Annotated in this window: 15 protein-coding genes; 6 read left to right on the top strand and 9 right to left on the bottom strand. The window is 58.9% G+C overall.

Annotated features, from left to right (window positions below; genetic code table 11):
- Position 1: 1 nt before the first annotated feature.
- Positions 2 to 562, bottom strand: a complete 561-nt coding sequence (locus tag ACMVPR_RS20805; protein ID WP_416884417.1) for an SH3 domain-containing protein — start codon at positions 560 to 562, stop codon at positions 2 to 4.
- Positions 563 to 699: 137 nt separating this feature from the next.
- Between ACMVPR_RS20805 and ACMVPR_RS20800 the strand changes: the two genes are divergently transcribed.
- From ACMVPR_RS20800 to ACMVPR_RS20780, 5 genes are all read left to right on the top strand, one after another.
- Positions 700 to 3,015 carry a DNA topoisomerase IV subunit A gene (locus ACMVPR_RS20800; protein ID WP_416884416.1) on the top strand — a complete coding sequence of 772 codons (2,316 nt, stop codon included), beginning with the start codon at positions 700 to 702 and terminating at the stop codon, positions 3,013 to 3,015.
- Between the two features lie 79 nt (positions 3,016 to 3,094).
- Positions 3,095 to 4,201: a DUF898 family protein gene (locus tag ACMVPR_RS20795; RefSeq protein WP_416884415.1), complete on the top strand. Its 1,107-nt coding sequence runs from the start codon at positions 3,095 to 3,097 to the stop codon at positions 4,199 to 4,201.
- On the top strand, positions 4,198 to 5,319 hold the full coding sequence (locus tag ACMVPR_RS20790; RefSeq protein ID WP_416884414.1) for a M48 family metallopeptidase: 1,122 nt from the start codon (positions 4,198 to 4,200) through the stop codon (positions 5,317 to 5,319). Before ACMVPR_RS20795 ends, ACMVPR_RS20790 begins: the two co-directional genes overlap by 4 nt.
- 168 nt (positions 5,320 to 5,487) lie before the next feature.
- Positions 5,488 to 6,246 carry an electron transfer flavoprotein subunit beta/FixA family protein gene (locus ACMVPR_RS20785; RefSeq protein ID WP_416884413.1) on the top strand — a complete coding sequence of 253 codons (759 nt, stop codon included), beginning with the start codon at positions 5,488 to 5,490 and terminating at the stop codon, positions 6,244 to 6,246.
- A complete protein-coding gene (locus ACMVPR_RS20780) occupies positions 6,246 to 7,175 on the top strand; it encodes an electron transfer flavoprotein subunit alpha/FixB family protein (RefSeq protein ID WP_300584731.1) in 930 nt (309 codons plus the stop codon). The genes ACMVPR_RS20785 and ACMVPR_RS20780 overlap by 1 nt, the downstream gene beginning before the upstream one ends.
- 52 nt (positions 7,176 to 7,227) lie before the next feature.
- On the opposite strand, the gene ACMVPR_RS20775 is transcribed toward ACMVPR_RS20780, so the two are convergent.
- A complete protein-coding gene (locus ACMVPR_RS20775; RefSeq protein ID WP_416884412.1) occupies positions 7,228 to 8,040 on the bottom strand; it encodes a DUF6473 family protein in 813 nt (270 codons plus the stop codon).
- A gap of 149 nt (positions 8,041 to 8,189) precedes the next feature.
- On the opposite strand from ACMVPR_RS20775, the gene ACMVPR_RS20770 reads away from it, so the two are divergent.
- On the top strand, positions 8,190 to 9,065 hold the full coding sequence (locus ACMVPR_RS20770; RefSeq protein ID WP_416884411.1) for a 3-hydroxybutyryl-CoA dehydrogenase: 876 nt from the start codon (positions 8,190 to 8,192) through the stop codon (positions 9,063 to 9,065).
- On the opposite strand, the gene ACMVPR_RS20765 is transcribed toward ACMVPR_RS20770, so the two are convergent.
- From ACMVPR_RS20765 to ACMVPR_RS20735, 7 genes are read right to left on the bottom strand one after another with little or no spacing between them, the layout of a single operon-like run.
- On the bottom strand, positions 9,062 to 9,943 hold the full coding sequence (locus tag ACMVPR_RS20765) for a lysophospholipid acyltransferase family protein (protein WP_300584725.1): 882 nt from the start codon (positions 9,941 to 9,943) through the stop codon (positions 9,062 to 9,064). The genes ACMVPR_RS20770 and ACMVPR_RS20765 overlap by 4 nt on opposite strands.
- A 48-nt stretch (positions 9,944 to 9,991) precedes the next feature.
- A complete protein-coding gene (locus ACMVPR_RS20760; RefSeq protein ID WP_292265466.1) occupies positions 9,992 to 10,270 on the bottom strand; it encodes an HPr family phosphocarrier protein in 279 nt (92 codons plus the stop codon).
- 28 nt (positions 10,271 to 10,298) lie between these two features.
- Positions 10,299 to 10,700 carry a PTS sugar transporter subunit IIA gene (locus ACMVPR_RS20755; RefSeq protein ID WP_292265465.1) on the bottom strand — a complete coding sequence of 134 codons (402 nt, stop codon included), beginning with the start codon at positions 10,698 to 10,700 and terminating at the stop codon, positions 10,299 to 10,301.
- The gene (gene rapZ / locus ACMVPR_RS20750; RefSeq protein WP_416884410.1) at positions 10,697 to 11,620 is read right to left on the bottom strand and encodes an RNase adapter RapZ; all 924 of its coding nucleotides are present in this window, start codon (positions 11,618 to 11,620) and stop codon (positions 10,697 to 10,699) included. The genes ACMVPR_RS20755 and rapZ overlap by 4 nt, the downstream gene beginning before the upstream one ends.
- A gap of 16 nt (positions 11,621 to 11,636) precedes the next feature.
- Positions 11,637 to 12,077 carry an HPr kinase/phosphorylase gene (locus ACMVPR_RS20745; protein ID WP_416884409.1) on the bottom strand — a complete coding sequence of 147 codons (441 nt, stop codon included), beginning with the start codon at positions 12,075 to 12,077 and terminating at the stop codon, positions 11,637 to 11,639.
- An 8-nt stretch (positions 12,078 to 12,085) separates the two neighbouring features.
- Positions 12,086 to 13,798: an ATP-binding protein gene (locus ACMVPR_RS20740; protein ID WP_416884408.1), complete on the bottom strand. Its 1,713-nt coding sequence runs from the start codon at positions 13,796 to 13,798 to the stop codon at positions 12,086 to 12,088.
- Positions 13,799 to 13,800: 2 nt separating this feature from the next.
- Positions 13,801 to 14,505, bottom strand: a complete 705-nt coding sequence (locus ACMVPR_RS20735) for a response regulator transcription factor (RefSeq protein WP_292265461.1) — start codon at positions 14,503 to 14,505, stop codon at positions 13,801 to 13,803.
- Positions 14,506 to 14,833: the final 328 nt, after the last annotated feature.

Below are 14,833 nucleotides of genomic sequence, written 5' to 3'. Positions count from 1 at the left end.
GTCAGTTGGCAGCCGTCACAAGCCAGTCGGCGATCCAGCCTTCTTCGCCTGTGGATGTCGCACGCAGGTGCAGCCAACCGTTGCCTTCATCTTTCAGAACTTCGACCATATCATTGCGGAAAAGTTTTCCGACAACCGCATAATCGGTCCCCGGACCACCGCGCATGTTCACCCGGTCGCCATCCACAAAGCGCAGATCGGGCGTTTCCTGAGGGATCGGAGCAACGGTGTCGGTGACCACCGCAGTCGGTTGAGGCACGTCCTGAGAGACAACGCTGTCTTCTGTCGCCTGCGTTGTCAAAGACACTGGTGTCACAACAGAACCCGGGTTGGTCGCAACAGGCTCGATCAGCGCGCGTGTGGGCGCGATGTCGGTCAGTTCGGCAGCGCGTGTATTCGCGCGGGCAACAACCTCCGGACGCGGCTCGGGTTTGGTCACAATTGGTTTGGGTTCGGCGAAGATGACCAGAGAGGTGTCCCCCGGCTCGAAATCTGCACCACCAGATAACTCGTAAAACGCCATCGCCATGACCGCAAATGCGATGAGAATGTACCTATTCATAACAACCCCCTGGGCAGGCTTTTCGACTGCCGCACACCGAGCAATACCTTGATTCCCCGTTCAACCCGAAGGGGAAATCGAAAAAATATTCCCGCAATTGCTTTACGGCCTCAGAGGGTCTGAGTATCACATCATCTATGGCTGATGATGTCGATGACCCCAAGATGACCCCCCGCGACTTTGCGGAACCGCTCCGCCGAGCCATCGGGGAACGGTACCTGACCTATGCATTGTCGACGATCATGCACCGAGCACTGCCCGATGCACGCGACGGGTTGAAGCCCGTGCATCGTCGTATCCTTTATGCAATGCGCGAACTGCGTCTGAGTTCCACAGGTGGTTTCAGAAAGTCGGCCAAGATCAGCGGCGACGTGATGGGCAATTACCATCCGCATGGTGATGCTGCGATCTATGACGCGATGGCGCGCCTCGCGCAGGACTTCAACGTCCGCTACCCGCTGGTGGACGGTCAGGGCAATTTCGGTAATATCGACGGTGATAACCCGGCTGCAGCGCGCTATACCGAGGCGCGTCTGACCGCTGTCGCCGAAGCGCTGCTGGATGGGTTGAACGAGAATGCCGTTGATTTCCGGGCCAATTACGACGGCACGCTCGAAGAACCGATTGTCCTTCCCGCGCAATTCCCGAACTTGCTGGCCAATGGATCAAGCGGGATTGCGGTCGGCATGGCGACCAACATTCCGCCGCACAATATTTCTGAACTGATCGACGCCTGTCTGCACCTGATCAAGGTGCCGGATGCGCGGGATGACACGCTGCTCAATTATGTGCCGGGACCGGATTTCCCAACCGGCGGCGTGATCGTCGAAGATCGCGACTCAATTGCACAGGCGTACCGTACCGGGCGCGGGTCGATCCGTTTGCGCTGCCGTTGGGAGATCGAGGATCTGGGTCGGGGACAGTGGCAGATCATTGTCACCGAAATCCCCTATCAGGTGCAGAAATCCAAGCTGGTCGAACGGCTTGCCGAGTTGATCCAGACCAAGAAGGTCCCGATCCTCGCCGATATCCGCGACGAATCCGCCGATGACATCCGCATGGTGCTGGAGCCGCGCTCCAAGAACGTGGACCCGGATGTTCTGATGAACATGCTGTTCCGCAATTCCGACCTGGAAACGCGCTTCAGTCTGAACATGAACGTGCTGATCGACGGTCTGACGCCCAAGGTCTGTTCGATGAAGGAAGTGCTGCGTGCATTCCTTGATTTCCGTCGCGAAGTCCTGATCCGGCGCAGCCAGCACCGGATGGACAAGATCGATCACCGTCTTGAGGTGTTGGAAGGCCTGATCGTCGCCTTCCTCAATCTTGACCGCGTCATCGACATCATCCGTTACGATGACGACCCCAAAGCCGCGTTGATGCGCGAGGATTGGGGCAAGGATCACCCCCGCGCCATGAACGAGCGCGACTATGTCTCGCCGCCGATGGTCACGGGTGACGATGAACTGGGCCTGACCGAGGTTCAGACCGAAGCGATCCTGAACATGCGACTGCGCAGCTTGCGCAAACTCGAAGAGATGGAACTGGTCGCTGAGCGTGATCGACTGATGGAAGAGCGTGCCGGTCTCGAAGACCTGCTCGAAAGTGGCGATCTGCAATGGGACGCGATCGCCGAGCAGTTGCGCGAAACCAAAAAGACTTTTGGGAAGAATTGTCCCGGTGGCGAACGCCGCACCACCTTCGCCGAAGCGGGCGAGGTCGAGGATGTGCCGATCGAGGCGATGATCGAACGTGAACCGATCACCGTGGTCTGTTCGGGAATGGGCTGGATTCGGGCAATGACGGGCCATATCGACCTGACCCGAGAGTTGAAGTTCAAAGACGGTGACGGGCCGCGCTTTATCTTCCACGCCGAAACAACCGACAAACTGTTGGTCTTCGGCTCGAATGGTCGCTTTTACACAATCCCTGCGGCCAACCTGCCCGGCGGGCGAGGCATGGGTGAACCCTTGCGCCTGATGGTGGACCTGCCGAACGAAGCCGCGATCGTTGTGCTGTTCATCCACAATCCCGAGCGCAAACTTCTGGTGGCGTCCAGCGCGGGCGACGGGTTCATCGTTCCCGAAACCGAAGTGGTTGCGCAGACGCGCGCGGGGAAACAAGTTCTGAACGTCAATGGTGATGTACGCGCCAAAGTGTGCAAACCTGTGAATGGTGACTCTGTGGCCGTTGTCGGAGAAAACCGCAAAGTGCTGGTTTTTGCTCTGGACGAACTCCCTGAAATGGGACGTGGGAAAGGCGTGCGGCTGCAAAAGTACAAGGACGGGGGCCTGTCGGATGCAACCACCTTCACCCTGGGAGAAGGCCTCACCTGGCGCGACCCGGCCGGACGCACCAGAACCGAAACAGACCTCGCCGAATGGGCAGGAAAACGCGCCGGGTCGGGACGTATGGCCCCGCGCGGTTTCCCCAGAGACAACACCTTCACCTGACACGGACAGTCTGCGCACTGAGGTCGTTGGCACCCGAACTACGCTGTTCTGGCTGGCACTCAAGACAGGTTTTCTGACGGTGCTGACCCTTGGTTTTTATCGCTTCTGGATGCGGACGCGGTTGCGCCGGTGGTACTGGTCCGCGATCCGGCCCGGAGGCCATCCGCTCGAATACGTGGGCGACCCGGTGGAAAAGCTTCTGGGGTTTCTCTTTGCCGTCGTCGTGCTGGCCTTCTACATCGGCATCGTAAACCTGATCCTGATGTTTGCGAGCTTCTCGCTGTTTCAGGACAATTTCGCAGCCTACGCCACCAGCCTCGTCGGTGTGATCCCGCTCTGGTTCTTTGCCCAATACCGCGCCCGCCGATACATCCTGGCCCGCACCCGCTGGCGCGGCCTTCGGTTCGGGCTCGAGCCAGGCGCATGGGGCTATGCGTGGCGCGCGGTCCTGCATTGGACGGTCACACTCCTCAGCATTGGTCTGCTGTTGCCCCGCATGACATTCTGGCTTGAGAAGTACAAAACCGACCGCACATTTTTCGGCACGGCCCGCATGGAACAGGGCGGCAAGTGGACGATGCTCTATCCCGCGATGAAACCAATGTTCCTCGCACTCGGGATCGCGTTGGTCGGCGGCGGCGCGATCTATGCGGAAAACATCCCGCTGGGCGCAGGGATTTGCCTGTTCGCCACCTTCATCGGATTGTACGGTCTTGTCTATTACCGTGTCGAAAGCCTGCGCCGTCTGACCGAAACCAAAAGGATCAACGGGGTCAGCTTCACATTGTCGCCAAGCGCATTCCGGGTATTGATGATCTACGTTCTGGGCACGCTTCTGGCCTCCGCTGCTGTCTTCATCCCGTTTATGGTCTTCGGGTTTCTACTCTTGCTGATCCAGTCCGCCGACATTCTCACCGAGATGGGACTGGAGGACGTGATTGCACCGGTTGCGGGTCTTGGGCGATACGCCATCATCGGGCTGAGCGTGATGATCTATTTCACCATCTTCCTGCTGTGGTCGGCACTCACCAACGTGTTCATCACCTTGCCGGTGATCCGTCACTATTTCTCGACCCTCACGCTCGCGCCTGCCTCTGCCACCTCGGACATCCGGCAGCGCCCACGCGATGAGTTCGCCGAAGCCGAGGGCTTTGCCGACGCGCTGGACGTTGGGGCATCGCTATGACTGTTCTGCGCGTGGGCCGCGCGCCCAAACCCTTCTCTGCCACTGCGACCTACTTCGACGGCACCCGCGCTGCGCCGGCACATGTGGCTTTGACCGTGGACGAAGACACCAAGGCGCTTGTCGGGCTGGCGGATACGGGGGCGGAAATTCGCTGGCCTTTGACCGAGATTCGCGAAGTTCCCGATCAGGCAGGCGGCGACCAGATGGTGCTTCAACTGGCCAATGATCCGGTTCAACGCATCGTGCTTGCGGACCACACATTGGCGCCGCGCCTGCCAAACCGCACCAAGCGACCCAAAGTGACCAAACGCGGCCCGCTGATCGTTTGGGCCATGGCCGCTTTGGCGTCGGTCGCGCTGATCATTTTCGTTCTGGTCCCGACGATGGCCAACCAGCTTGCCCGCTTCATCCCACCTGAAGGCGAGCGCGCGTTGGGTGAGGTTACGCTGAACCAGATCCGTACTGCCTTGGATCAAACCGGGCTGAACCCTGTGCCGGTCTGCGACAACCCAGACGGTCTGGCCGCTTTGGCCAAGATGGAAACCCGGTTGCAGAATGCCTTGCCCGAGGCACAAGCGCTGACGGTGTCGGTGCTGGATCACGAGATGATCAACGCCTTTGCCTTGCCCGGCAATTACATCGTGTTTTTCCGCGGTCTCATCGACAAAGCGCAGACCCCCGAAGAAGTGGCCGCCGTCTTTGCACATGAAATCGGCCATGTGGTGAGCCGCGATCCCACACGCCATGCGCTGCGGTCCGCCGGATCTTTGGGTGTTCTGGGCCTTCTGTTCGGGGATTTCGCCGGGGGCGCCGCCGTCCTGTTACTGGCAGAGCGTCTGATCGAAGCACAATACAGTCAGGGCGCAGAGGCGGATGCAGATGTCTTTGCCCATGCTGTTCTGATCAAGGCGCAGATCGCCCCTTCGGCCTTGGCCACGATGTTTGAACGGTTTCGCGAACTTGGAGGCGAAACCAGCCCGTTTGTCGCGCATTTCCTCAGCCACCCCTCCCTCGGTGACCGTGTTCAAGCCGCCCGGGACGCGACTCCAAGCGGTTTCGAGGCGGTTCCGCTGTTGACGGCGCAGGAATGGCGGGCCCTTCAGAACATCTGCGATTGATGCCGCATCACAGCATTACGCAGGGCAAATACTGAAAAACGCGACGTCCGATGGCGCTAACGTGACGATTTTGCCCTGTTTCCCCTGTTCAGGGTTCGGTATCCCTTCCCCGGAACGAAACGTCAGAATCGCAGATTTCCCTGCGATCCCAACGAGAGGAACGCGCCCATGAAGGTCTTGGTACCTGTCAAACGCGTGATCGATTACAACGTGAAAGTTCGCGTCAAAGCGGATGGGTCCGGTGTCGATCTCGCCAACGTCAAGATGTCGATGAACCCCTTTGACGAGATCGCCGTAGAAGAGGCCATTCGTCTGAAGGAAGCGGGCAAAGCCGACGAGATCGTTGCGGTGAGCATCGGCGTCAAGCAGAGCCAGGAAACCCTGCGTACGGCACTGGCGATGGGCGCAGACCGCGCAATCCTCGTGGTCGCTGCCGAAGACGTTCACACCGATATCGAACCACTGGCCGTGGCAAAAATCCTTGCCGCCATCGTCAAGGAAGAAGCGCCGGGTCTGGTGCTTTGCGGCAAGCAGGCCATCGACAATGACATGAATGCCACCGGCCAGATGCTGTCGGCGCTCTTGGGCTGGTCGCAGGCGATGTATGCCAACAATGTCGACATCGACGGAGATCATGCTGTCGTGACGCGCGAAGTCGACGGCGGCTTGCAGACCATCAAGGTCAAGATGCCGACGATCATTTCGACCGACCTGCGTCTCAATGAACCGCGCTATGCGTCGCTGCCGAACATCATGAAGGCGAAGAAAAAGCCGCTCGATGAAAAGACAGCCGCCGATTACGGAGTCGATGTCACACCGCGCCTTGAGATCGTGAAAACCTCCGAACCATCGGAGCGCGCAGCAGGCATCAAGGTGGGCTCGGTGGACGAGCTGGTCGCGAAACTCAAAGAAGTGGGAGCTGTGTAATGGCCGTTCTTCTGATTGCCGAAGTTGTCGACGGACATCTGGCCACCGACGCGGTCGCCAAGACCCTGACCGCTGTCAAGCCGCTGGGCGATGTGCATGTGCTGGTTCCGGGTACGGGTGGCGATGCCGCCGCTGCCGAAGCCGCAACATTGCAAGGCGTTGCCAAAGTTCTGTTTGCTGATGACCACATGTATTGCCACAGCCTTGCTGAACCGACGGCCGCACTGATCGCGGGCCTCGCGGGCGATTATAGCCACATCGCAGCACCTGCGACGGTCTCGGCCAAGAACATCCTGCCGCGCGTTGCTGCGCTTCTGGACGTGATGATCCTGACCGACGTGACCGCCGTGGTCGATGCGGACACGTTTGAGCGTCCGATCTATGCGGGCAACGCGATCCAGACGGTCAAGTCGTCCGATGCCAAAAAGCTGTTCACTGTGCGGACCTCAACATTCGATGCGGCGCCTGCAGGCGGTTCGGCTTCTGTCGAAAAAATCGGAGCGTCCGACAATCCGAGCCTGTCCGAATGGGTCGAAGACAAGGTTGCCGCAAGTGACCGTCCGGAACTGACCTCGGCTGGGATCGTGGTGTCGGGTGGTCGCGGCGTCGGGTCCGAAAGCGACTTTGCCATGATCGAGAAACTGGCAGACACGCTGGGCGCCGCCGTTGGGGCGTCGCGCGCAGCTGTCGACTCGGGCTTCGCCCCGAACGACTGGCAGGTTGGTCAGACCGGCAAGGTGGTTGCGCCTGATCTCTACATCGCCGTCGGCATCTCGGGTGCGATTCAGCACCTTGCGGGCATGAAGGACAGCAAGATCATCGTCGCCATCAACAAGGACGAAGAAGCCCCGATCTTCCAGGTCGCGGATTTCGGGCTTGTGGCGGACCTGTTCCAGGCCGTCCCGGAACTGACCGAAAAGCTCAGCTGATCTCAGCAGTAAACCAGACCGACCGGCGCGCCCGTCAAAGGCGCGCCGTTTTCTATTGCAGCGCCGGAATAATCGCCTGCGCCAGCGCTTCCGCCACTTCCGCATGTGCCGCCGCCCCCGGAAGATGAGCAGCCCGCGAGATCTCCAATGGCGGCACATCAAGAAATTCATCTGGCGCACGCCACGTCTTGGGCTGAACCTCGATCAAAGCCCGCACGTGCGGGGCAAGCCCATCAGCCATTTTCCGGCTGAGGAACAGGTCATCACCGTCGCCAAAAGGATCGCGCAGAGGATTGGACGAAAACCAAAGCAGGACCACATCCCCGGTCATCTGTGCAAGCAGCGACCGCATGCGCGCCTGCCACGCGGTTTGCACTTCACGCGCGACCATATCGAACCGCTCGGGACAGATGGTGTGCAAGCGTGACAATAGATGGCGTGTGAAATGCACTTCGGTGAAATCCATTTCAGGATACAACGAGATAAGTGCCTGAGAGGCTTTGAGAAACCGGTCGTTGCGACGCGGATGAGTTGCATAGAACCGGTTCGAGATATTGTGCGTGCCCGTCAGTTGAATCACCACCACGCGCGCGTTCGCAGCGGTGGCCAAAGCCCCCGGATCGTTGAGATAGGCGTCAATGCCCACATTCTCGACCCCGAGGTTCACCACGGTGCTGCCAACCCGCGCTTCGAGCAGTTGCGTCCATGGACGCGCCACGTAGCGGCCGTAGACACCGCACCCGCCCAGACAGGCCACATAGGACGACCGCAGCGACCGTCGCGGCCCCCGAAACCACAATCGCGATCCACCATAGCGACACGGCGCATAATCAATAGCTTGATTGCGCGTCGAGGAAATATCCATTCACCCAACCCTTTTCTTCACCCAAGGATCAAGGTGCCGTGATTCGGTTCCCAAAACGCTAAAGCTAAAAATCGAGGCATCGCCCCGATCCGCCTTGCAGCCCCCTGCCCCACAGGTCATTGTTGCGGCGAAACGGATGGAGCAGTCGCATGACGGTCAATTCAATCGGCGTGGTCGGGGCTGGACAGATGGGCAACGGGATCGCCCATGTCATGGCCTTGGCCGGGTATGATGTTGTCCTGAATGATATCAGCGAGGACGCCCTGAAGCGGGCCATGGACCTGATCGCGCGGAACATGGATCGTCAGGTCAGCCGCGAGAAGATCACACAAGCCGAACGGGATCAGGCGATGGCGCGCATCGTCATCACCCAAGATCTGCCGCAGGTCGCGCAGACCGACCTTATCATCGAAGCGGCCACCGAACAGGAAACGATCAAGCAAAAAATCTTTGACAGCCTGCTGCCGCATCTGGGTGAGAATACGATCCTGACCTCGAACACCTCGTCGATCTCGATCACACGTTTGGCCAGCCGCACCGACCGCCCGGAAAAATTCATGGGCTTTCACTTCATGAACCCGGTTCCGGTAATGCAACTGGTGGAACTCATCCGCGGCATCGCCACGGATAAGCAAACTTACGAAACCTGCCTTGGCGTTGTCGAAAAGCTTGGAAAGACGGCAGCGTCGGCTGAAGATTTTCCAGCCTTCATCGTCAACCGCATCCTGATGCCGATGATCAACGAAGCGGTGTACACGCTGTACGAAGGCGTCGGAAACGTGAATTCGATCGACCAGTCCATGAAGCTTGGCGCGAACCACCCGATGGGTCCACTGGAACTCGCGGATTTCATCGGTCTGGACACCTGTCTTGCAATCATGAACGTGCTGCATGACGGTTTGGCCGATACCAAATACCGCCCCTGCCCGTTGCTGACCAAGTATGTCGAAGCAGGATGGCTGGGACGCAAGACGCAGCGCGGGTTTTACGATTATCGCGGCGAAACACCCGTCCCGACGCGTTAAGGCTTCTGACCCAGACCCATCGTCGTTTCACGCAATGATGCGACGAAATCGCGGCTGCGACCCGCAAATGCCTCGATCGCATCTGCGGAAATCGGTTCCCCGACAACCGGGGCCTGTGGCTTTCCGCAGGCCTGTATCACCTCGTGAATCAGCAAACCTTGCCGCAGGGTCGCGGATACCTGACTGGCCATCTGGTACAGGCGCGAATTCTGACCCGGAAAGAAGATCGGAACCACAGTTGCACCGGACCGCTGGATCAGATTGGCGGTAAACGGATTCCAGACACGCTCTATGGCGGGACCGAAGAAACTGTCGCTCGACGCGACCACACCTGAAGGGAACAGCGCGATCACGCCCCCCTTCTTGAGATGGCTCATCGCCCGGCTGCGCATTTCAAGGCTTTGTTCCCGTGCGTCTTCCTCATGGGGAAATGGCACCGGAATCATGAACTCCTCGATCTCGGTCACACCGGTCAGCAAGGACCGCGTCAAAATCTTGTAGTCCGTCCGAACCCGTCCGATCAGTTCGGCAAGGATCATTCCGTCGACCAGACCGTGGGGATGATTGGCTACCACGATCACGGGACCTTCCTTGGGAATGCGCGCAATCTGGTCCTGCGGCGTCTCAAGGCGAATGTTCATCAACCCCAGCGCCTGACCCCAGAAGGCCTGGCCTTCGGCAGGCCCCATCCGTTCAAACCGCCGCACCAGACGCAACAACGGAATCTTGCCCGTCATCCATTCCATGGCACGGATGGTGTTCGCCTTCCACGGATTGGTGAACGTGTTGGCGTAGCTCAGCTTGCGCTTATCGTAGGGAACATCGGCCTGCGCCACAGGGTGCGCGTCCGATGTCGTATGCTGATAGCTTTCAACCATGAGGCAGTGCGCCGTCCTGTTCCTAGTCGGTCAAACCAATCCAGAGGATCAGCTGCCTTCTCCAAAGCGATCGGCCACCAAGGTTTCGATTGCGGTGGCAAGGGCCTCAGCGTCAGGCCCTGAAGTCACTACCTCAATAGAGGTTCCTTTGGAGGCTGCCAACATCAAAAGGCCCATGATGCTGTCGCCGGATGCGCTCATTCCGTCCTTGCGGACTTCTGCCGTTGCGTCAAAACCTTCGACCACCTCGACCAGCTTTGCAGACGCGCGCGCGTGCAAACCCTTTTCGTTCACGATCTTCAAGACGCGCTGCGCGGTTGCGGACATGGTGCCGGGCCTCCCTAAACCCTTGTGATCAGACGCTCTGATCCAGAGTTATGTCTTGGCTGTCAATGTATTTCCGCCCTGCATCCAGCGCAGCACGAACGGCCTCCGGCACCGATTTGTCGCGGCTTTTCGCCAGTTTGATCAACATCGGCAGGTTGGCGCCGTAGACGATCCGACGATTCTCCGGCTGACAGGCCCTCAGACTCAGGTTCGATGGAGACCCGCCGAACATGTCTGTCACGATCACCACGCCGTCGCCCTTATCGACCTCATCGGCAAGACGGCAAATCTCGTTCTGCTTGGCGTCGCGATTGTGGTCCGCATCAATCGAAACGGCAGCCATGCCGGGTTGATGACCAACGACATGTTCGACGGCAGACAGGTATTCCTGCGCCAAACCGCCGTGAGCCACGATCACGATGCCGATCACTTTGCCAACCCTCCAAGATCCGGCACGACTGCATTCCCAGCGGGTGCCATCCCCCGGCGCGCCAGTTCCTTGTGGCCAATTGACACTCGCCAGCCCTGCTCTGCAAGGGTTCGCGCGACCCGTTCCGTTACGACAACCGAACGGTGTTGCCCGCCGGTACATCCAATCCCAATCGAGACGTGTGTTTTACCTTCGCGATCAACTTCTGGCAGCAAGAACGCAAGCATTTCGGTGATTTTGGAAAGGAATACGGGCAAGCGACTGTCCTTTGCGACAAAGTCCTGCACGTCGGCGTCCAGCCCGGTCTGGTTGCGAAGCCTTGGTTCCCAATGGGGGTTTGCAAGAAAGCGGCAGTCGAACACCATATCGACACCATGGGGGATGCCGCGCTTGTAGGAAAATGATTGCAGAGCGACCGACAGTTTCTGGGAGGATGCATCTGCAAACCATTGATGCAGCTCTGCCTTGAGATCATGCGGTGACAAATGAGATGTGTCGATAAGGATATCGGCTCGCGTTTCGACCGGTCCCAGAAGTTCAATTTCGCGAGCAATCCCGATCTCAGGCGTTTCGCCCTGTGCCATGGGATGGCGTCTGCGGGTTTCCGAATAGCGCCGCAAAAGAATGTCCGGTCGGCAATCGAGATAGAGCAGCGTGGCGTGGCCATCGGTCTGTCGCACCAGATCGTCATGCAGGTCCAACAGGCGCGACAGCGAAAAATCGCGATTGCGCACATCAATGCCCAAAGCCAGCGGATGCGTCGGTGGTTCGCCCTCGAACAAGCGGGGGATCATGCGCAGCGGAATGTTGTCGATCGCCTCAAACCCCAAATCCTCAAGCACGTTGATCGCAGTGCTGCGACCCGCACCCGAAGGGCCGGTTACCAATACGACGCGAACTGGATCGGGTTGTGTCGCCATGTCTCTGCTTCTGCGCTCAGGGCTGCATGTCCGCACGCCCGTCGGAGCGTAGATATTGCAAAATAGCGGCAGGAAAATGCCCTGACGCAACATTGTGAAGCAATGGAAACGTTTGCGATAGCTGCGTGATGGTGCGGTCCGCAGGCAATCGGTAGGTTTCAATCTGGTCCATGTCCACCACGAGGGCGAGCGCAACAGGTGACCTGTAGTTGGCATGCAAGAGGCCCACGCCACGCGCTTCGATCATGCCGCTCAGAGGTTCGGGGCAGGACAGCATCACGGCCTGCCCGCTGCGCGACAGGATCACACGGTCATCGGCAACCAGCGTCGCCCCGCGCGCCATCATTTCGAGTGCCAATGAAGACTTCCCGCTGCCGGACGATCCTGTGATCAGCACAGCCTTGTCACCAAGTGCGACTGCGGTTGCATGAAGAACCAATGGTTCAGGGTCGGACATGTGGCGGCCTAGAGCGGCAATCCGACGACAAATCGCGCGCCGAGCGGTTCGGATGTAGCGTCAGCCTCGGTCGGGCGGATATTTTCGGCCCAGATCACACCGCCATGCGCCTCGACGATCTGCTTGGAAATCGCCAGACCAAGCCCGGAATTGTTCCCGAAATCCGTTTCAGGACGTTGAGAATAAAAGCGTTTGAAGATCTTGGTCAGCGCTTCGTCCGGAATGCCGGGGCCTGTGTCTTCGACCACGATCAAAACACGGTTCTCCCGACGGCGCGCCCAGATCCGGATGGCATCGCCATCTTCGCAAAAGCTGATTGCATTGGTGATGAGGTTGACAAACACCTGTGCCAGACGGGCCTCAAGCCCATGCACAAGGATCGGGCGATCCGGCAAATCCGCGATGAACTCGATGCCCTGCCGCTTGGCATCATCGCCAAGGAACTGCGCCAGATTGCGCAGCATATCCAGAAGGTTGAATTCGGCTTCTTCTTCCTTAACCAACTCGCTGTCGAGGCGGGATGCGTTCGAGATGTCGCTGACAAGACGGTCAAGGCGGCGCACATCGTGGTCGATCACATCCAAAAGGCGTTCGACTTGGTCAGGCCTCTTGGCCAACCGCAGGGTTCCCACCGCGGAGCGAAGCGAGGCGAGCGGGTTCTTGATTTCGTGCGCGACATCGGCTGCGAACTGTTCGTTCGCGTCGATCCGGTCATACAACGCGGCGACCATGCCACGCAAAGCACCAGACAGTCGCCCGATCTCGTCTGGACGCGCGGTCAGGTCCGGGATGCGAATGCGCCCCGAGGACACGTTGCGACGGTTGCGATCACGGCCCACTTCGGCGGCATCGGCAAGGTTCGAAATCGGGTTCGAGATGGTCGAGGCCAGAACAAGGCTCAGACCAATCGACACCAGCGTGGCGATCACGAACATCTGCAACACATTCTCGCGCTCAAGCCGAACCGCTGCGTCGATTTCGGGCGCATAACTGACCAGAGCAATTGTCCCAGCAACCCCGCTGTCGACCTCGATTGGGCTGAGCGCGGTGAAGATTGTCTCACCGTTCGGCCCTTCAGACCGCTCGATCCGCGTGAGGGTCGGATCGGTCTCTTCGATCTGGCGCCGCAGGATGTCTTCCAGCGTCAGCGGTTGCCTGCTTTCATCTGGCTGAAAGACCGATGACACGCTGCTCCAGACGGTGAGAAGGAAATCGGAAATGACGGTCGGCTTTTCCGCGATGGAAAGCCCGTTTGCACCGCTCGATGCGTCGACATTTCCGACGAGAAACCGTGCGGCGTCAAAAACGAACAGTTGCACGCCGCGGCGCAGCTCGAGATTGTCGAGCGTTTCGGACACGTCAATGCCTTCGCCCGTTCCAAGATTGACGGACTCGGCCTGCATGGCCTGCGCTTCGAAGACGTCTGCGATCAATTCCACCTCGACGCGGACCGCTTCGGCCTTTTGTTCGGCCAGCGTGTCCCGCGACGAGTTGAGAAACAGGATGCCCGCAACAAGAAAGTTGAGGGCAACCAGATTGAAGGTGATGATCTTGCGGGTCAGGGGGGACCGGTTGAGAGAAAACAGCCCGCGCTTTTCGCGGCTGTTGCGCACTTCGGACTCGACTGTTCTGTCGGGGGCGACCCAATCGTCCCCGAGCACCACATCCGCGTCCTTGCGCCCGCCGTCCTTGCCGTGGGTCACACCCTCAACCAGTGCCATGGTCACTCTTCGTTGTAACGGTACCCGATCCCGTAAAGCGTTTCGATAGCCGAGAAGTCGTTATCGACCGTGCGCATCTTCTTGCGCAGCCGCTTGATGTGGCTGTCGATGGTGCGGTCATCGACATAGACCTGATCGTCGTAGGCCACATCCATCAGTTGATCGCGCGATTTCACGAAACCCGGACGCTGCGCAAGAGCCTGCAACAGCAGGAATTCCGTCACGGTCAGCGACACGTCCTGACCTTTCCAGGATACCGAGTGGCGCAGCGGGTCCATGGTCAGGTTGCCCCGCACCATCAGCTTGGTCTCTTCAACCTCGATACCATTGGCATCGCCGGAAATCGCGTCCTGGCGGCGCAGGAGCGCGCGAATGCGCTCAACCAGAAGACGCTGCGAAAACGGCTTCTTGACGTAGTCGTCCGCACCCATGCGAAGGCCCAGAACTTCGTCGATCTCGTCGTCTTTCGACGTCAGGAAGATGACCGGCATCTTCGATTTCTGGCGCACCCGTTGCAACAGGTCCATGCCATCCATGCGTGGCATCTTGATATCGAAGACAGCCATATCCGGCATCTTCTTGTTGAATGCGTCCAGCGCGGCCTGTCCGTCATTATAGGTCTCAACCTCGAAACCCTCAGCCTCAAGGGTGATCGCGACCGATGTCAGGATATTCCTGTCATCGTCCACAAGGGCGATTTTCGACATGGATGGTGTTCCTTGTTCTGCTCTCATTTATATTTTTTCCGCCATTATGTGGCTTTTTTCCGTTTGCGCCAACTCAATTCTGCGAATCACTCCGCACCGACTGCCTTATTGAGACGGAAAATTCCTTACGGATGGCTAATTTGCATCACACCGGTGAGCGGAGAGCGGCCATGGTTGCGCTAAACCCGTTTTGGTTGCGCTAACTGCGCGATTGCGTCCTGTTCAGATTTGGAAACGACATGCTAAGAGGCCAATACCCTGGGCGTTCCGCCACGGGTGGGACGTGACCTCTTCGTCCCTCTTCAATACCGCCGCACGACGCGCGGCT

It is taken from the genome of Marivita sp. (assembly GCF_048006345.1).
GTDB lineage: Bacteria > Pseudomonadota > Alphaproteobacteria > Rhodobacterales > Rhodobacteraceae > Marivita.
The sequence above is the reverse complement of the archived record's forward strand: the minus strand, read 5'-3'. Positions and strand labels throughout refer to the sequence as shown.